General features: G+C 70.2%; 17 protein-coding genes. 8 read left to right on the forward strand and 9 right to left on the reverse strand.

All coding sequences use genetic code 11. The annotated features are described in order from the left end of the window. From ACFU97_RS18310 to ACFU97_RS18330, 5 genes are all read right to left on the reverse strand, one after another. Positions 1 to 609, reverse strand: a 609-nt coding sequence (locus ACFU97_RS18310; RefSeq protein ID WP_384257308.1) for an SMP-30/gluconolactonase/LRE family protein, incomplete at its 3' end; no start/stop codon positions are given. Continuing rightward, entirely contained in the window at positions 606 to 1,472 is an 867-nt protein-coding gene (locus ACFU97_RS18315) for an ABC transporter permease (protein WP_384257310.1), read from the reverse strand. The genes ACFU97_RS18315 and ACFU97_RS18310, both read right to left, overlap by 4 nt. Further along, on the reverse strand, positions 1,472 to 2,419 hold the full coding sequence (locus tag ACFU97_RS18320) for an ABC transporter permease (protein WP_384257312.1): 948 nt from the start codon (positions 2,417 to 2,419) through the stop codon (positions 1,472 to 1,474). The genes ACFU97_RS18315 and ACFU97_RS18320 overlap by 1 nt, the downstream gene beginning before the upstream one ends. A 10-nt stretch (positions 2,420 to 2,429) precedes the next feature. After that, a complete protein-coding gene (locus tag ACFU97_RS18325) occupies positions 2,430 to 4,007 on the reverse strand; it encodes an ABC transporter substrate-binding protein (RefSeq protein ID WP_384257315.1) in 1,578 nt (525 codons plus the stop codon). A gap of 10 nt (positions 4,008 to 4,017) precedes the next feature. Beyond that, positions 4,018 to 5,121, reverse strand: a complete 1,104-nt coding sequence (locus ACFU97_RS18330; RefSeq protein WP_384257317.1) for a mandelate racemase/muconate lactonizing enzyme family protein — start codon at positions 5,119 to 5,121, stop codon at positions 4,018 to 4,020. A 221-nt stretch (positions 5,122 to 5,342) separates the two neighbouring features. Here ACFU97_RS18330 and ACFU97_RS18335 point away from each other — a divergent pair, with 221 nt between their 5' ends. Next, the gene (locus ACFU97_RS18335; protein WP_384257319.1) at positions 5,343 to 6,929 is read left to right on the forward strand and encodes a protein kinase; all 1,587 of its coding nucleotides are present in this window, start codon (positions 5,343 to 5,345) and stop codon (positions 6,927 to 6,929) included. On the opposite strand, the gene ACFU97_RS18340 is transcribed toward ACFU97_RS18335, so the two are convergent. Then, the gene (locus ACFU97_RS18340; RefSeq protein ID WP_384257322.1) at positions 6,920 to 8,419 is read right to left on the reverse strand and encodes a sensor histidine kinase; all 1,500 of its coding nucleotides are present in this window, start codon (positions 8,417 to 8,419) and stop codon (positions 6,920 to 6,922) included. The genes ACFU97_RS18335 and ACFU97_RS18340 overlap by 10 nt on opposite strands. Next, the gene (locus ACFU97_RS18345; protein ID WP_384257324.1) at positions 8,416 to 9,132 is read right to left on the reverse strand and encodes a response regulator transcription factor; all 717 of its coding nucleotides are present in this window, start codon (positions 9,130 to 9,132) and stop codon (positions 8,416 to 8,418) included. Before ACFU97_RS18345 ends, ACFU97_RS18340 begins: the two co-directional genes overlap by 4 nt. A 251-nt stretch (positions 9,133 to 9,383) precedes the next feature. On the opposite strand from ACFU97_RS18345, the gene ACFU97_RS18350 reads away from it, so the two are divergent. The 5 genes from ACFU97_RS18350 to ACFU97_RS18370 all read left to right on the forward strand — a co-directional run bounded on the left by ACFU97_RS18350 (position 9,384) and on the right by ACFU97_RS18370 (position 14,377). After that, positions 9,384 to 10,844 carry a sulfatase gene (locus tag ACFU97_RS18350; protein WP_384257327.1) on the forward strand — a complete coding sequence of 487 codons (1,461 nt, stop codon included), beginning with the start codon at positions 9,384 to 9,386 and terminating at the stop codon, positions 10,842 to 10,844. A 114-nt stretch (positions 10,845 to 10,958) separates the two neighbouring features. Beyond that, positions 10,959 to 12,152 (forward strand): beta-1,3-glucanase family protein, encoded by a 1,194-nt coding sequence (locus tag ACFU97_RS18355; RefSeq protein WP_384257329.1) that lies wholly within the window; start codon positions 10,959 to 10,961, stop codon positions 12,150 to 12,152. Between the two features lie 102 nt (positions 12,153 to 12,254). Continuing rightward, entirely contained in the window at positions 12,255 to 12,974 is a 720-nt protein-coding gene (locus ACFU97_RS18360; RefSeq protein ID WP_384257332.1) for a chitinase, read from the forward strand. 58 nt (positions 12,975 to 13,032) lie between these two features. Beyond that, positions 13,033 to 13,887, forward strand: a complete 855-nt coding sequence (locus ACFU97_RS18365; RefSeq protein ID WP_384257334.1) for a glycoside hydrolase family protein — start codon at positions 13,033 to 13,035, stop codon at positions 13,885 to 13,887. Positions 13,888 to 13,942: 55 nt separating this feature from the next. Continuing rightward, positions 13,943 to 14,377, forward strand: coding sequence for a septal ring lytic transglycosylase RlpA family protein (locus tag ACFU97_RS18370; protein ID WP_384257336.1), 435 nt, complete (start codon positions 13,943 to 13,945; stop codon positions 14,375 to 14,377). 57 nt (positions 14,378 to 14,434) lie between these two features. Here the strand turns inward: ACFU97_RS18370 and ACFU97_RS18375 are convergent, their stop codons facing one another. After that, a complete protein-coding gene (locus ACFU97_RS18375; protein ID WP_384257338.1) occupies positions 14,435 to 15,631 on the reverse strand; it encodes an ROK family protein in 1,197 nt (398 codons plus the stop codon). A gap of 222 nt (positions 15,632 to 15,853) precedes the next feature. Between ACFU97_RS18375 and ACFU97_RS18380 the strand changes: the two genes are divergently transcribed. Together ACFU97_RS18380 and ACFU97_RS18385 are read left to right on the forward strand one after the other, a co-directional pair. Further along, positions 15,854 to 16,612, forward strand: a complete 759-nt coding sequence (locus ACFU97_RS18380) for a ferritin-like domain-containing protein (RefSeq protein ID WP_384257341.1) — start codon at positions 15,854 to 15,856, stop codon at positions 16,610 to 16,612. Positions 16,613 to 16,726: 114 nt separating this feature from the next. Continuing rightward, positions 16,727 to 16,981: a hypothetical protein gene (locus ACFU97_RS18385; protein WP_384257344.1), complete on the forward strand. Its 255-nt coding sequence runs from the start codon at positions 16,727 to 16,729 to the stop codon at positions 16,979 to 16,981. 28 nt (positions 16,982 to 17,009) lie between these two features. Here ACFU97_RS18385 and ACFU97_RS18390 read toward each other — a convergent pair whose 3' ends face one another. Beyond that, positions 17,010 to 17,594, reverse strand: coding sequence for a TetR/AcrR family transcriptional regulator (locus tag ACFU97_RS18390; RefSeq protein ID WP_384257347.1), 585 nt, complete (start codon positions 17,592 to 17,594; stop codon positions 17,010 to 17,012). Positions 17,595 to 17,631 lie beyond the last annotated feature (37 nt).

Genomic DNA, 17,631 nt, shown 5'->3' on the forward strand with positions numbered 1-17,631 from the left:
GGACATGGCGGTCACGGACTTGCCCGAGCCGGACTCGCCGACCAGAGCGAGCGTCTCGCCGGCCCGGACGTCGTACGCAAACGCGGTGACGGTCTGCCGGAGCGAGTCGACGAAGTACATCCTGTCCGCGGCCGGTGACCAGGCGATCCCGTTGGCCAGGGCCACGTCGTCGAGCACGCGGACCGGGGTGTCCTCGCCCGGGTCCAGGCGCCACAGCGCTCCGCGGTGTCCGGGCCGGTGGGGGAGTGGCATCGTCCCGAGCCAGAGGCGGCCGGCCGGATCCACGGCGGTGTCGTTGATGCGCAGGCACCTGCTGTCCGGCACGTCGGCGAGGTGGCGTGTCCCGGCCTCGGTCCACTCGAAGACGCACAGCCCCGACGTCAGGACGAGCGATCCGTGTTCGGTCAGCGCCACGGACGAGAGGGGCGGCGCCAGTTCGGTGGTCGAGGTGGTCTCCGCCACGGGGTCCGTGGCGTGGAGACGACCGCGCCACAGGTCCACCCACAGCAGCCGCCCGCTCTCCTCGTCCCAGCGCGGGCTCTCGCCCAGGAGGGCGCCCGCGGGACTGACGGCGGCCGCGGTGTCCGTGGGGTTCGTGTTCGTGTTCATCGGCGCAGCAGTCCCCGGTTGAGGCCGTCGGCGATCAGGTTGAAGCCCAGTACCAGCGCGGTGACCACGACGATGGGGCCCAGCGCGTACCACTGGTTCTGGTTGAGGAAGTTGACGCTGGTGCGCAGCAGCGCGCCCAGTGAGGGTGCCGGCGGGCGGATGCCGATGCCGACGAAGCTCATGGCGCCCTCGATGAACACGGCCATGGACAGGCTGAGGGCGGCCTGCACGATCAGGGCGTCGAGGGCGTTGGGCAGGATGTGCCGCACGATGACGCGCGCCCGTCCTGCGCCGATGACCTCGGCGGCCACGACGTAGTCGCGGCCGCGCTGGGACTGGAGCGCCGAGCGGGTCAGCCGTCCGAACAGCGGGACGTTGACGAGGACCACCGTGACCATGATGGCGGTCGTGCCGGGGCCGACGGCGGTCGCGGCCACGGCGACCCCCAGGACCAGGGCGGTGAAGGCCAGCATGACGTCGAAGATCCGCTGGACGACGGCGTCCACGAAGCGATGGAGGCCGCACGCCAGGCCGAGCGCGGTGCCCACGAGGGCGCCGATCGGCACGGCGACACCGGCGACGAGGACGTCCTGGCGGATGCCGAAGAGGACACGGCTGAAGACGTCGCGTCCGAATTCGTCGGTGCCCAGCAGATGCGCGGGACTGACCCCGGCGAAGCTGTCGCTGCCCTGGGCGTCGGCGCCGTACGGCGTGATCCAGGGGGCGAGGACGCCGAGGAGGAAGAGCACCGCGACGATGGTGACACCGGCGAGGGTCTCGGGACGGCGCAGTGCGCGGGCCCAGCGGGAGCGCTCGGCCTCCTGCGGGACGGAGACGGTCGAGGATGCGGTGACGGCGGTCATCACGCCTCCAGGCGGACACGCGGGTCGACGGCGGCATGGGCGAGGTCGGTCAGGGTCTGGATCACGACGAACACGGCGACGGTGAACAGCAGCAGATCCTGGACGAGGACGTAGTCGCGGTTGAGGACGGAGGCCACCAGCAGGTCCCCGATGCCGTGCCAGCCGAAGATCGCCTCGACCACGATGGCACCCCCGAGGAGCTGGCCCACCTGGATGCCCAGCACGGTCAGGACCGGGGGCAGGGCGTTGGGGATGATGTGGGCCCGCACCAGGCGGCGGGTGCGCAGCCCCTTCGCCAGGCCGGTGCGGACGAACTCCTCGTCCTGCACCTGGCGGATCGACGCGGAGAGGAACCGCGCGAGGATCGCGGCGGTGGGCAGCCCGAGGCACACGGCCGGCATCAGCAGGTACTGGACGGCGATCTCCGGGTCCTGGGCCAGGGAGACGTAGCCGCCCGAGGGCAGCAGCCGGAACGTCACGGCGAAGAGCAGGACCAGCAGTACTCCGCTGACGTACGGCGGGACGGCGAAGGCGAGCGAGACGAGTGCGCCGGTGGCCTTGGTCAGCAGCCGGTTGCGGCCGACGCCGAGGACCACGCCCGCGATGCCGCCGAGGAGGAGCGCGACGAAGAGGGCGGCGAGCGTCAGGGAGACGGTCTGGCCGAGTGCGTCACCGATGGCCGCGCCGGCCGGCTGGTGGCGGACGTAGGAGGTGCCGAGGTCGCCCGTGAGGATTCCGCGCACCCAGTGCAGGTACTGGGTGACGACGCCCTGGTCCAGGCCGAGTTGGTGGCGTACCGCCGTGACGGTGGCCGGGGTGGCGTCCGGCCCGGCCAGCACGTCCGCCGCGTCGCCCTGCGCGAGCCGGGGGACGCAGAAGACCAGCACCGAGGCCACCGCCAGCACGAGAGCTGCCGAGGGCAGTCGCTTGAGGGCGTATCGCATCATGGCCGCGCACTCACTTCGTCAGGTACGCGTCGTCGAGATCGAGGTAGTCGTACATGTTGTACTTCAGGTCCTTGAGCTTGGTGGAGATCGTGAACGTGTGCGAGCTGACGACCAGGTCGTTGACGAACTGCTGCTCCAGCAGGAAGTCGTTCATCCTGGCGTAGGCGGCGTGGGCCTTGCTGCCGCCGGGTGTCGTCCAGAGCTGCTGGGCGAGGGTGCGGTAGGTGCCGGAGTCGAAGTTGGAGGCGTTCTTCTCGGCGTTGAACGGGAACGCGCCCTTGACCAGCGTCGCCGGGTTCAGCTGGCCGAAGCCGTGGACGTTGACGAACAGGCCGGGCAGTCCGCCGCCGGACAGCTTGCCGAAGAAGTCGGCCGCCTGGAGGGGCACGAGTTTCGCTCGCAGGCCCGCCTGCTTGAGGTCGAACTGCACGATCTCTGCGATGGCCTGGTTCGTCGGCAGACCGGAGTTGAAGACGATGTTCACCGACGCGTTCTTGGCACTGGCCTGGGCGATCAGCTGTTTCGCCTTGCCGACGTCGTGGTGGTAGGTGCCGGCCTTGTCCTTGTCGAACGCGGGTGAGGAGGGCGACCAGGGCAGTGAGCTGGTCTGCCCGATGCCGGCGAGTACCTGCTTGAGGATGCGGTCGCGGTCGACGGCCCAGGCCACGGCCTGGCGGAACTGCGGCTTGTTCAGCGGTGGGACCGTCACGTTGGAGCCGATGTAGTACGCGGCGTCGGCGGCGTCGGCGGCAATGACCTTGAAGTTCGGGTCGCCCTTGAGGGACACGGTGTCCAAGGGGGCGAGATCGAGGGCCAGTTGGCTTTGACCGGAGCGCAGGGACGCCTTCATCGACTGCGACTGGCTCTGGACGTTGATGTCGACCTTGTCGAGGTAGGGGCGCCCCGACTTCCAGTAGTGGTCGTACTTCTTGAGCCGCAGTCCGGAGCCAGGGGTGTACTTGACGACCTGGAACGGGCCTGTGCCGACGAACTTCCTGCCGGCCAGGAGGTCGTCGAAGGTGGCCTTGTCCACGATGGGCATGACCTCGAACAGGTCGAAGAGGTTGGAGACCGGCTCGGCCATGTGCAGCGTCAGCGTGTGGGCGCCGTCGGCCTTCATGCCGGTGATCGCCTGTGCCACGTGCTTGAACTGGGAGGGCACGTCCTGCCGCGTGATCGCCTTGATGGTGAAGATGACGTCGTCGGCGGTGAAGGGACGCCCGGAGTGGAAGGTCACGCCGTCGCGCAGCCGCAGCGTGATCGACCTGTGGTCGGGGGAGGTCTTCCAGCTGGTCGCGAGCTGCGGCCGGGGCTTGAGGGTGGTGTGGTCGTACTCCGTGAGGGTGTTGAAGACCGTTCTGATGACCGAGAAGTTCGGGTTGTTCTGGGACAGGAAGGTGTTCGGTGCGATGTCGGCGCTCTGCACGATGTTCAGGGTGCCTCCCTGCCTGCGGCCGGACGAACCCTCTTCGTCGACGGCCGACTTGCACCCCGAGGCGGCGAGGGCGAGGCAGGCCGCGCCCGCCGTCAGGACGAGCGCGCCGCGTCGGGTGAGCCTGCGCTGAACATGGTGCTGGGGTATGGGCATGGCGCTCCCCTTAGACGGTGGTGGACCACAGGACTCGAAGACTCGGATGCCGTGTGTCGAGGGTCAGGCCGAGACCAGGACGGTCGTCGGCGTGCAGACGGCCTTCCGTCATGCGCTCCAGACCTCCGACGAGATCGGACCGCCAGGGCGTTTCGCCGAACTGGTACTCCAGCTCGGTGGCGTTGGGGCAGACGGAGAAGAGGTGGGCGGCGGCCGCGGTGGCCACCGGACCCGACGGGTTGTGCGGCGAGACGGCGAGATCCGGCACGCCGCGCGCGATGGACAGCACCCGCTCGATGCCGCCCGCGTGCTTCACGTCGGGCATCAGGACGTCGATCAGGCCCTCGGCCACCGCGGTGCCGGCCTCCGCGGCGTGGAACATCAACTCGCCGCCGGCGAGCGGGATCGAGGTGGCGGCCCGCAGCGCGCGAAGGTCCCGGGTCCGGTCCAGGGCGACGGCGTCCTCCAGCCAGCCGATGCGCAGGTCCTCGAGCACCGGGAGAAGGCGGTGGATCTCCTCGGCGGGAAGCCTGTCGTGGCAGTCCACGCGCACCTCGACGTCGTCGCCGACCGCCTCGCGGATCGCGCGAACCCGGCGCAGACCGGTGTCGGCCAGGGACCGGTCTCCGTCCGCGACGTCGAACGGCGCGCACTTGACCACGGAGAAGCCGGCCGTCACCGCCTTCGACGCGGCAGCCGCCACATCGGCCGGCGTCCGTCCGCCGGGTACCCGGTTGATGTTCGCGTAGAGAGGTACAGGCGCGGGAGCCGACCCCCCGAGCCACTTCCAGACCGGTTCACCCGCCGCCTGCGCGGCGTGGTCGGTGAGCAGCTGCTCCAGTCCGCCCATGAGCGTGGCCGAGACGAAGGCGTCCGGACCCGTCTGCTCGCCCACCCGCCGCGCGAGCGCGTCGACGATGGCGAGGCGGTCCGCCGGCAGGTCCCGGCCGCGCAACTCCCGGGCCGCAAGCTCCAGTTCGGCGGTCAGCCGTGCGGGGTCCCCGGAGTCGGAGCACTCGCCCAGCGCCAGGCCGTCTGCGTCCCGGAGGACCACGAAATGCCACTGCGTACGGTCGCTGACGTGCGACTCCAGCAGCTCCAACGTACGGCTCATCGACGCCCTCCCTTGGTTGCTACACAGTAGAAATTAAGTCGTAGGGTGTCAACGGTTGCTCACGCGGCTCGGCGGCACGCGGGGGAATTAGTCCAGGCGGCGGGGCATTTAATCCGCTTCTCAGGGCCTTGTCGGCGTTTTTCCCAGGGCTCTAGCGTCGGGCCACGACGCACGAGCGCCGGGCGAAGGGCGACCCGAGCTCCCGAAGGAGACATGAGCGCGTGACATCCGGAGATGCTGAACGTGGCACGGCCACGCGTCCGGAACGGCTGATAGCCGGCCGGTATCTGCTCCACGACATTCTCGGCAGGGGCGGCATGGGGACGGTCTGGCGCGCCCACGACCAGCTGCTGGACCGACCCGTCGCCGCCAAGGAACTGCACATTGCCACCGCGGGCGACGAGGACCACCGGGTTCGGGTACGGCGTACGATCCGCGAGGCGCGCGCGGTCGCCCGGGTGCCGCATCCCCATGTGGTCGGGGTCCACGACCTGGTCGAGTCGGAGGACCAGCTGTGGATCGTCATGGAGTTCATCGAGGGGTCCTCACTGGCCCACCGGATCGCCGGGAGCGGACCGCTCACCCCCCGGCAGGCCGCCGCCGTCGGCCTGCAACTGGTCGAGGCCCTGGACGCCGCCCACACGGTCGGCACCCTGCACCGGGACGTCAAGCCCGCCAATGTCCTGCTGCGCCGGGACGGCAGCGCCGTCCTCACCGACTTCGGCATCGCGGCCTTCGACGACGGCGAGTACCTGACGACCACCGGTGAACTGGTCGGCTCCGTCGAGTACATGGCGCCGGAGCGCGTGACGGGCGCGGAGGCCGGCCCGCCCTCCGACCTGTGGTCACTGGGCGCGACCCTGGCCACGGTGTGCGGCGGCCAGTCCCCTTTCCGCAGACCGGGAGCGCCCGCGACGATGCACGCCGTGGCGTACGAGGATCCCGTCCTGCCGGAGCGGCTCGGGCCGCTGCGCCCGGTCGTCGAAGCGCTGCTGCGCAAGAACCCGGGCGACCGTCCTTCGGCGGCCGCCGTGCGCTCCGCGCTGCACGGCGTCGTGGCCGGTCGGACGGACGCCGAGCCGCTGCCGCCGGCAACCGTACGCGTCGTCCTTCCTTTCCCGGTGCCTGCGGATGCGGACACGATGACCGGCAGCCGAAGCGGGCTCGCCCCGGGCGTGCCGGGCGTGCCGGGCGTGCCGGGTGTGGCGGGCGTGGCGGACGTCCCGGGCGTGCCGTCGGGGCGTCACGCCGCGACGCTCGTGCCGACGCCTCCGTCGGCGCCCCACCCGACGAGGCCGAAGAGGGCGTGGTGGGCACTGGCCGGAACGGCCTTACTGGCGGGGGGTGTTGCGGGCGGCCTCTTCCTCACCGGGACGCTGCCGCCCAAGGACGGCCCGAAGACGGACACGGCCCGCCAGGTGGTCCGGTCGGCGGCCGGCTGGCAGCCGGTTGCCGGAGTGTCCGTCCGGCGCGGGGACCGGGTCACGGTGCAGTTCGTCTCCGGAGCGTGGACCACCGACGACGCAACGCTGCCCATGACCGGACCGGCCGGCTACGACGCGCACACCGACGGGCTGCCGGGCGGACCGAGGGGCTGCAAGATCAAGGTTTCGGCGCCGTTGGCCGCCCTGCTGGCCCGGCTCGCGGGCGAGCAGGACTTCCCGGTCCACACCGTCGGGCGGAAGCTGATCTTCCGGGCGGCCGGCGACGGCACCCTGCAACTGGGCATCAACGCCGCCGCCGGCGCCTGCTCGGAGGACAACAAGGGCGCGCTCACCGTGCAGGTGAGCGTCACCCCTCAACGCTGACGGGGGGTGGACAGGTCGGCCGGGGTCTGCTCGGGGACGCCGGTCAGCCAGTCACGGTGCAGCAGTGGCAGGGTGTGCTCCACGTCCTGGACACCGGTGGCCGGCAGATGCAGCTCGAAGCGGGTACCGGGCCGTCCGTCGGGGCGGTCCGACACGGCGATACGGCCGCGGTGGAGGGCGGCCTGCTGGGCGACCAGGGTGAGGCCGAGCCCGGAGCCGGGACTGTCCGGGCCACGGCGGAAGCGCTGGAAGATCTCCTCACGGCGTTCCGGCGCGATGCCGGGACCGTGGTCCTCCACGACGAGCACGGCCGTCGCCCGATCACCGCCTCCGGGCGGCCGCAGGGTCACCTCGACGCGGGCGGCGCCGGCCTCGTCGCGGCCATGGGTCCAGGCGTTGGTCAGCAGGTTGTCCACTGCCGAGCGCAGTCCCTGCTCCCAGCCGTGGACGCGCAACCCATGGGCGGCGCGCACGGACACCTCGGCGTCGGGATGCGCGCGCCGCAGGTCGCCGACCGATGCCGTCACGAGCTCGGCGAGATCCAGCGGGGTGAACGCGTCCGCCTCGATCAGGTCGCCCTGCGCGAGCGCCTTGAGCATCACCAACAGCCCGAGCAGCCGAGCGTGTTCGCGTACGAGGTCCCCCAACACCTCCGTGCGGTCCTCGGGGCCGAGATCCGGATGGTCGGTGAGGATGTCGAGGTTGGTGCGCATGCTCATCAGCGGGGTGCGCAGCTCGTGGGAGGCGGTGGCGGCGAACGCACGGGCGGTCGCCAGCGCCTCCCCGGTACGGGCGACCTGCTCGTCGTAGCGGGCGAGCACGGTCTGCACGGTGTACGCCAGGTCGTCCACCTCGGCGATCCGGGTCGGCGTGTGCTCCAGGCGCGCGGCGCTGGTCCTGGGGTCAAGGCCGCTGGTACGGAGCTGCAGTCGCCGTAGCGGAAGGACCGCACGGGCGGCGATCGCCCAGGCGGCGGCGCCCGCGAGGGCCGCGGCCAGCAGCGCGCCGGTCAGCACCCGTCGCCGTACCAGGGCCAGTTCGTCCTCGGCGGTATCCGGCGACAGCAGCCACAGATTCGGGGTGGAGCCCTCCTTCGCGGCACCGACGCGCAGGGACAGGACGAGCCACTCCTTGCCGCCGGCGGTCACGGTGACGGGGTTCGGGGCGCTGCGGGGGAGCGTCGGGTACGGCTCGGGCTGCGGGCCGGCCGCGATCGGTCGCCCGGGGCCGGTCAGCCGGACGCCGACGTCGCGCGCGGAGTTGACGAGACGTTGCCGGCGGACCTGCTCCAGGAGCGGGTGGTCGGTTCCGGAGACGTCCAGGTAGGCCTTGGCGTTCTTGGCGACGACCGTTGCGCGGGCGCGCAGCTGGTCGTCCTGGTGCGCGCGCAGATCGATGCCGACGAGGTGCAGCAGCAGCCAGCCGGAGGCGAGGACGAGGGCGGGTACGCTCGCGCCGACCGTGAGCGCGATACGGGTGGACAGCTTCATGAGGCACCCTCGATGTGCGAGGTCCGGCGGTCCGCGCGCAGGACGAAGCCGACCCCGCGGACGGCGTGCAGGATCCGGGGCCGGTCGCCCGCCTCCAGCTTGCGGCCCAGAGAGCTGACGAAGGTGTCGACGGCGTCGCTGCGGACCTCGAAGTCGTAACCCCAGACCTGGTCCAGCAGTTGCTCGCGGGTGAGCGCGATGCCGGCGTTGCGGGCCAGGGCCTCCAGCAGCGCGAACTCGCGGCGGGTCAACTTCAACTGCTGTTCGTGCAGGGACGCTTGGCGGGCGGCCGGGTCGAGGACGAGGCCGCCGACGCGCAGGGGAGCGGTGGCGGCCGGTGGGCGGCGCCGTAACAGGGCATGCAGCCGCAGCACCAACTCCTGCAGGGCGAACGGCTTGAGGAGGTAGTCGTCCCCGCCCGCCTGCAGGCCGGCCACCCGGTCGGACGCCTCGTCCAGCGCGGAGAGCATGAGGACGGGCACGTCGTCACCGTCGTGACGCAGGGACCGGCACACGTCGATGCCGTTGAAGCCCGGCATGCAGACGTCCAGGACGATGATGTCGGGGCGGTCGGCGCGCGCCCGGGCCAGCCCGGTGTGACCGTCGTCCGCCACTGCCACGGTGAATCCACTCAGCCTCAACCCCCGTTCCAGCGACCGCCGTATCGCCGCGTCGTCGTCGACCACCAGCACCCGGCCGGCCTTGCCTGCCATGCACACCTCGATTTCATCGCGCCGAACGAGCTCGCGCGGCGGAAGCCAGTCGATCCGGAGACCGTAACAGAATCAACCAATTCCAGATCGTGCCCCGTCGCAAGGGCGGCCCCTGTCGGACTAATTGGCGGCGGCGCGGAATAATTCCGTGAGAGGCAAAAGGATATTGACCGGCCCGGAATTGCGCTGACAGGCTGCTCCGCATGATTCGCACTCGTCAATTACTGACACTCGCGGTCGGCCTTGTGGCGATGGTGTTTTCCGCCCAGAGCGGAGTAGGCGGAGCGACGCCCAATTCCTCCCACCCCGCCACGCAGCCGGCCGCGGCCGCCGCCGCGGCCAGGCCGAACATCGTCTTCGTCCTGACCGACGACATGTCCTCGAATCTGCTGCCGTACATGCCGGAGGTGAAGAAACTCCAGGCGCAGGGCACCTCCTTCAGCGACTTCGTGGTCAGTAACTCACTCTGCTGTCCTTCACGTTCGTCCATCTTCACCGGCGAGTACCCGCACAACACCGGAGTGCTCGGCAACGACGGGCCCAACGGCGGATTCCAGGCATTCCACGACAACGGACTGGAGAAGGACACCTTCGCCACGGCCCTGAAGTCCAAGGGCTACCGGACGGCCATGATGGGCAAGTACCTCAACGGCTACAACCCCAAGGACACGGTGGACGGACAGCAGCCGTACGTGCCGCCGGGCTGGAGCCAGTGGGACGTCGTCGGCAACGGCTATCCGGAATACGGCTACAAGCTCGCCCACAACCACCGGATCGAGCCGCACGGGAAGAAGAACAAGGACTACCTGACCGACGTCCTCAGCAAGAAGGGGCAGTCGTTCATCAAGAAGTCCGCCGCGGCGAACAAGCCGTTCATGCTGGAGGTCGCGCTCTTCACGCCGCACGGTCCGTCCAGGCCGGCGCGCCGGGACAAGAAGGACTTCCCCGGCCTGACGGCGCCGCACGGACCCGCCTTCGACAAACTCCCGACCGACGCGCCGCCGTGGCTGGCCCGGCAGAACCCGCTGACGCGGAGTGAGAAGAACACGATCGACCGGAAGTTCCGCAAGCGTGCCCAGTCGCTCCAGGCGGTCGACAAGCTGCTCGGCAAGCTGCGCGAGTCCCTGACCAGGGCCCATGTCGCGGACAGGACCTACGTCGTCTTCAGCTCCGACAACGGCTTCCACCTCGGTGAGTACCGCCTCAAGGCCGGCAAGCAGACGGCCTTCGACACCGACGTCCGCGTGCCGCTGGTGATCTCCGGCCCGGGCGTCGCGGCGGGACGGACGAGTCACGCACAGGTGTCCAACATCGACTTCGCGCCGACGTTCCAGAAGATCGGTGGCGCCGCCGTGGCGTCCCGGGTGGACGGACACAGCCTCCTCCCGCTGCTGGACGGCGGATCGGACGCGGGCTGGCGCACGGCCAACCTCATCGAGCACCGGCACGCCGAGCGGTCGCCGGACGACCCCGACAACCACGGCGGCGAGAGCGTCAGCCCGCCGAACTACCACGCCATGCGCACCACGTCGTACACCTACGTCGAGTACGACAGCGGCGCCAAGGAGTACTACAACCTGCGCTCCGACCCCGACGAACTGCACAACATCGCCGGACGCCTGAGCCGGGCCCGCCTCGCGAAGCTGCACGCCGCGCTGACCCGGCTGGAGAACTGCCGCGGGGACGGCTGCTGGAGCGCAGGACGTCCGTAACTCCTTTCCCGAACTCGCCGACCCCTGAGGGAAATCGGGGCGCCCGGGATGCCGTCCCGCGCAGCCCGGGCGCCCCGGTTGCCCAAGACGCACGACACGAGGAGAGAAACCGACATGACTTCGTCATCCGCCCGCCCACCCACTCGCCGGAGCGTGCTCGCCTCGATGGCCGGTGCCGCCGTGGCCGGATCCGCACTCGTCACCGCCGCCCCGCGCGCCTTCGCCGACACGGAGTTGGCTCCCGACGCCGCGCACGGACTGCCCCTGACGATCCACAACAACAGCGGCGACTTCGAGAACCGCTCGGTGCACCTGTACATCGTGGGCAGCAAGGGAAACCGGCAGGTACGGGTCACCCGGCACGGCACCCTGGCGCCCGTGAAGCTCTCCGACAACCACGCGGGCGGCTTCACCGACTACGCCATCCCGCTGGCCGCCCGCGGTGGCACCACGCTGCGGCTGCCGCTCATGTCCGGCCGCATCTACGTGGCCCTGGGCCACAAGCTGAAGTTCAAGGCCGTGCGGGGCGCCGACGGCAGGATCGGCCTCCAGCAGCCGGTGGGCTGGGTGAAGTCCGACCCCAACTACCCCGTGCTGCACGACTTCGTGGAGTTCACCCACGACGCGTCCGGGATGCACTGCAACACCACCATGGTCGACATGTTCAGCGTGCCGATGATGATCCGGCTGACCGGGGCGAGGGACCACAGCACCGGCAGGGTGCGCGACGGAGGCCGGGACCGGGTCTTCCACGCGCTGCGGAACAACCACGCCTTCTCACGCCTGGTCGTGGGGGACCGGCGTGTCATCGCGCCGAGCCACGGGCTCGACGCCGGCCTCTTCCCCCAGCACTACTTCGACCACTCCATCGACAAGGTCTGGCACACCTACCAGCACAAGAATCTCGTCGTCCGCACGAACGCCGGCACCTTCACCGGCCGTGTGCGGGACCACACGCTCACGTTCACCGGGCCGGCATCGGTGTCCTTCGCCAAGCCCTCCACCCGTGACGTGCTCTTCTGCGACGGTGCCCTCGCCGCCCCCAACGACGGGACCACCGGCCCCGTCGCCGCCGTCCTGGGCGCCGCCTTCAACCGCTCGACGCTGCTGAGCCACGCCGAACAGCCCACCACCCGAGCGGCCACCTTCTACGGACCCGACGTCACCAACCACTACGCCAAGGCCCTGCACGCGGCGACCACCAACGGCAAGGCCTACGGCTTCGCGTTCGACGACGTCGCCGACTGGGCGTCGTACATCGAGGACAGCAGGCCCCGGCACATGCACCTGACGCTGACCCCGTTCTGACACGTCTGACGCGCCCGTTCCCGCGATGTCCGGGAACAAGGCGCTCCACCCGACGTAGGTTCCCCGACGGGCAATACGCCCTTATTCCAAGGAGTTTCCCGCATGCGCAAGTTACGTGTCGTGTACGCCGTCCTCACGGCCCTGCTGATCGCGGTCTCCGCGATCGATGTGAGCGCCGGCACGGCGTCCGCCGCAGAACAGAGGGGCGGCTTCGTCGTCAGCAAGGCGCAGTACAACCGGATGTTCCCGCACCACAAGAAGCTGTACACGTACAAGGGCCTGGTCAAGGCGATGAACGCGTTCCCGGCCTTCGCGCACACCGGGGACGCCAAGACCCGCAAGCGTGAGGCCGCCGCCTTCCTCGCCAACGTCAGCCACGAGACCAGCGGGCTCATCTACATCAACGAGCAGAACAAGGCCGCCTGGCCGACCTACTGCGCCGACGAGCCGTACGGCTGCCCGGCCGGACAGTCCGCGTACCACGGCCGCGGCCCGCTCCAGATCAGCTGGAACTACAACTACAAGGCCGCCGGCGACGCCTTCCATGCCGACCTGCTGCACCACCCCGACCTCGCGGCGAAGAACTCCACCGTGACCTGGAAGCTCGCGCTCTGGTACTGGATGACCCAGTCGGGCCCCGGCACCATGACGGCGCACCACGCGATGGTCAGGAGCGGCGGCTTCGGCGAGACGATCCGCAGCATCAACGGCGGCGTCGAGTGCAACGGTGGCAACCCGGCAGAGGTGCACGACCGGATCGCCAAGTACAAGCGGTTCACCACGATGCTCCACGTCGGCACCGGCGGGCACCTCAGCTGCTGACGCCCGCATGCCCCGGACTCCCGGGCCGGAAATCATCGACCCTCAACAGGGAGACATCATGCGGACCTTGCGTGTCCTGGCCCTGCCGTGCGTGCTCTCGGCCGTACTCGTGGCGGGCGGCCCAGGCGCAGCACCCACCGCGTTCGCGGCCGGCAGCCACGCCACTGCCGTCACCGCCGCGGCGAAGAAGAAGGGCATCAGCGCCTGGACGTTCAACGGCGTCACCAAGGCACTCGCCGACTCGAACTCCGGCTGGTTCTACACCTGGTCCTCGGGCAAGGAGGGCATCAAGCCGCCGCGCGGGGTCGAGTTCGTGCCCATGATCCACGACGCGGGCTCGGTGACGAAGAAGGAGCTCGGCCGGGCCAAGAAGCAGGGCAGCACCCTGCTCGGCTTCAACGAGCCCGACCGGGCGGACCAGGCGCACATGACCGTGAACCAGGCACTCGACCTGTGGCCCCGGCTGCAGTCGACCGGACTGCGGCTCGGCGCTCCCGCCGTGGCGACCGGCGGCGATGTCGCCGGCGGCTGGCTGGACCGGTTCATGAAGGGGGCCAAGGCCCGTCACCACCGGGTCGACTTCATCCCCCTGCACTGGTACGGCGCGGACTTCAACACCCCCCGAGCGACAGGGCAGTTGCGCAGCTATCTCCAGGCCGTGCACCGGCGCTACAAGAAGCCGATCTGGCTCACCGAATACGCGCTGATCGACTTCTCGTCAGGCACCCCGCGCTATCCGACCAAGGCGCAGCAGGCCGCATTCGTGAGGAAGTCGACGGCCATGCTCCAGCAGCTGCCCTACGTCCACCGGTACGCCTGGTTCACCCTCTCCACCAACCGCGGGGACGGCACCGGCCTTTACCACGGCACGCACGCCAACAGGGTGGGCGCCGCCTATCGCGCGGCCGGCTGAAAGCCACTCGCCGTCCTCCCGTCACAAGAACACGAGAAGAGAAACGAGGCCAAGAATGACCAAGCGGATCCTGCACGCCTCCCTCGCGGCCGGAGCAGCCGCACTGACCGCCATGGTCGCGCTCGCTCCGGCGAGTTCGGCCGCGTCCGACTCCGCACAGGCCCACCGGCAGACCTGCTGGGCGACGCACTACGGCCCGATACCCGCCGGCAGCACCACCTCCAACGGCGAGATATTCGACAACAGCAAGAACACCGCGGCGACTTCGCTCACCCGCAAGCACCAGCTGCCCTTCGGCACCCGGGTGCGGGTCACCAACGTGGCGAACGGCAAGTCGCTGGTCGTGCGCATCAACGACCGCGGCACGTTCAAGCACACCAAGCAGGAACCCAAGTGCCTGGACCTGACCGACGGCGCGTTCCGCAGGCTCGGCGGCAGCCTCAACCCCGACGCCGGTCACATCGTCGTCCGCCAGAAGGTGCTGCACTGACGTCTCCGCTCCACGCCATGGGCGCCCGGGTTGCCCTGCAACCCGGGCGTTTTCCCGTCAGTGCGCTCCCACATCACCGCACTGCCGCAGCAGGGCGAGGGCGCCGAGAGCCGTGCCCCGATCGCCGAGTCCGGCCGTCGTCACCCGCGGGACTCCGTACGAACCGCGTGCGACATGCGTGGCGAGCGTGTGCTCGATCGGCGCCATGAGGGCCCGACCGGCGTCGACCAGCTCACCGCCGACGACGATCAGGTCCGGTCCCACGGCATGGCTCACATCGGCGAGCACCCGGCCGACCTGCGCACCCACCCGCGCCAGAACCGCATGCACGGCCCGGTCGCCGGACTCCAGCGCGGTCACCAGCGCGGGTAGGTCCGCCACGGCGGTTCCCGCCGTGCGGCAGGCGTCGAGTACGGCCCCGATCGAGGCCACCGTCTCCAGGCACCCGGTCGCACCGCACTGACATGGCGCGCCGTCGGGGTCCACGGAGATGTGGCCGAACATGCCCGAACGGCCGTGGGCCCCGCGGTGCAGTGCGCCGGCCATCACGAGACCACCGCCGACGCCGTACGACAACCGTAGGTACAGCACGTTCTGCTCGCCCGCGGCCGCGCCCCAGATCGTCTCGGCCAGTGCCGCGAGCCGGGTGTTGTTGTCGAGCAGCACGTTTGTCCCGAAGCGCGCACGCACCAGTGCCGACACGGCGCTGTGCCAGGGCACCGACGGCGGTTCGCCGCTCCGGAAGGCCACCGGCCCGACCACTCCCAGACCGACGCCGCGGAAAGTGCCGGGTCGCGGCTTTCCGCCCGCCACACTGTTCGCGAGCCGCCATGCGAGGTCGACGCGGGTCTGCCACGAGGCGTCCTGCGCATGGGGCTCGCCTGCCGCGCCGGTGATCTCGCGTGCCGCGTCCATCGTGGCCACCCGTACGGCCCGTCGCGCGAATTCGATGCCGAGCAGCAGGCCGGTCTCGGGGGCCAGGGCCAGCACCTCCGCCGGGCGGCCCCGCTTGCGCCGGGCCGTTTCCGGTACCGAGGCGAGGACGGTGCCGTTGTCCATGAGCGCGCCGACGGCGTCGTAGAGCGTGGTGCGGGACAGTCCGCACAGGGTGCCTAACTCGGATCGCGTCAGTGGACCGTGTTCCCGCAACAGACGCACGACCAAGGCCTCGTGCTCTTGGCGCGACCGGGTCAGGGAGCCGCGCTGTTGCGGGGAGCCGGTCGGGGCGGCGGAGGGTGTCGTCTCAGTCAGCATGGCGGAAGGTGTGGCCCCTCTTCGAGAACAGCTGCGACCAGGAAGAACGGCGGTGAGTCCGCCGCTGCTGGCGCGAGAAGCTAGGGGACGTCCTTGTGGGAATCCTGTGGAGTTCCGATGTGACGGTACGTCGGGCGGGCGGACGACCGCGGAACGTTTCGGCGTCCGCCTGCGTCGTCCTTCTCCGGACACGGTGGCCGTGTCCCGGAGAGGGGAGTGCGAGTGGGGACGAGCGGCTTCGCCAAGTGGACGAGACATTTCGAGGACGAGCGCGAGCGCAGGCATGCCGACGGCGATCCCGCCTGGGAGCAGGGCGCGACGCTGCATCCGGCGGTGTGGGCCGGCATCCAGCGTTTCCAGGTCGGCGAGGACGGTGACGGGGCCAACCTCGTCGCGAAGGCGGATGAGGCCGGCGACCCCGACTACGGTCAGGCGGTCCGGCTCTTCGTCCGCGAGGAACAGAACCACGCTCGCCTGCTCGCCCGGCTGCTGGCAGCGGGCGGCATGCCGACGTTGAACGGCCACTGGAGCGACGCGGTCTTCGTACGGCTGCGGCGGCTGATGGGCCTGCGCATGGAGCTGCTGGTGCTGATGATCGCGGAAGTCGTGGCGCTGCGTTACTACCGGGCCCTGCGGGACGGCACCGGCGACGCGCTCACCACGGACGTGGCCGGCCGGATCCTGGCCGACGAACAGCGCCATGTCCCCTTCCACTGCGAGCGGTTGCACGCCTCCCTGGCGGAGCTGCCGCGCGCGATGCGCCGCCCCGTGATGACAGCGTGGCGCCTTCTTCTTCTCGCGGCCTCCCTCGTCGTCGCAGCCGACCACGGCGCGGCACTGCACCGCCTGGACATAGGACGCCTGCGCTTCGTCCGCGACGTCATGGCCTCCTCCCACGAGGTGGTCTCGGCGGTGCTCGTACACCGTCCGGACGCGTGGACGAGCGAGCGCACGGACATGGGCGGGTCGTCGGATCGGTAGGTCTGTCACTCGTCCCGCTGGTGCGTGGTTCGCCCGTACCGGCAGGGGAACCCGGCGTGCATGCAGGGCCTTGCAGATGCCGCCGGGAGACGACGGGAAGGGAAGGGAGGGTCCATGGAGTACGAGGTGCGTGCCGAGTACGCGGCCGAGGCGCCGGCGCGGTCGGACCATCCCCACGTCGAGACCTGGCACATGACGAAGACGGATGAGTCGGGGACGGACGCGCCGAAGGCGGACGAGACGCAGGCTCTCTGCGGGCTGCGGCTCGATGCTGACGCTCAGACCCTGCCTGCCACCTCCTGGGGAACGTCCGAGGCGGAACCCTTCTGTCGTGTCTGTGGCGCGCAGTATCTCCGGCAAGGTCTCTGAGGCGGGCTCTCGGTGCGGCGGTCCGTTGTCAGGCGGTGCGTGACCGCAGGATTCTCTCCACGGCCTGCAAGAAGGTCTCGGAGATCAGTTCCGGGTCGAAGAGGCAGCCCGCCGCCATCGCGCCGTCCCGCAGCATGACGAGGTGGCGGGCGGCCGGGGCGGCGGGTGCGTCACCGACCTCTGCCAGCAGCTGCGTGATCGTGTCCAGGAACCATTCCCGGTGGGCCAGGACGGCCTGGTGCACCGGGTGGGTGGGGTCGGGGTATTCGGCCACCGCGTTGAGGAAGGCGCAGCCGCGGAAGCCGGGCGACCGGATGCCCTCGGTGATGGAGCCGGCGACGGCTCTGACCTTGTCGACCGGCGAATCGGCGCTTTTCTCGGCGGCGGCGACCTGTGCCCGGATTCCCTGGTCCGCCTGGCCGAGGTACGCGAGGACCAGCTCTTCCTTGCCCGTGAAGTGGCGGTACAGCGTCGCCCGGGTCACCTTCGCCTCCGTGGTGATCCGGTCGATGCCGACGGAATGGATTCCCTCGCCGTAGAAGATCTTCGTTGCTGTGTTGAGCAGCCGCGTTCGTGCTTCCGACGTGGTGCGGCCTTCCGGGCTCCGGTTCATGCCGCCCAGCATACCCAGTCCGTGAGGTAGAACGTTC

Source organism: Streptomyces sp. NPDC057616 (genome assembly GCF_042800575.1).
Classification (GTDB): domain Bacteria; phylum Actinomycetota; class Actinomycetes; order Streptomycetales; family Streptomycetaceae; genus Streptomyces.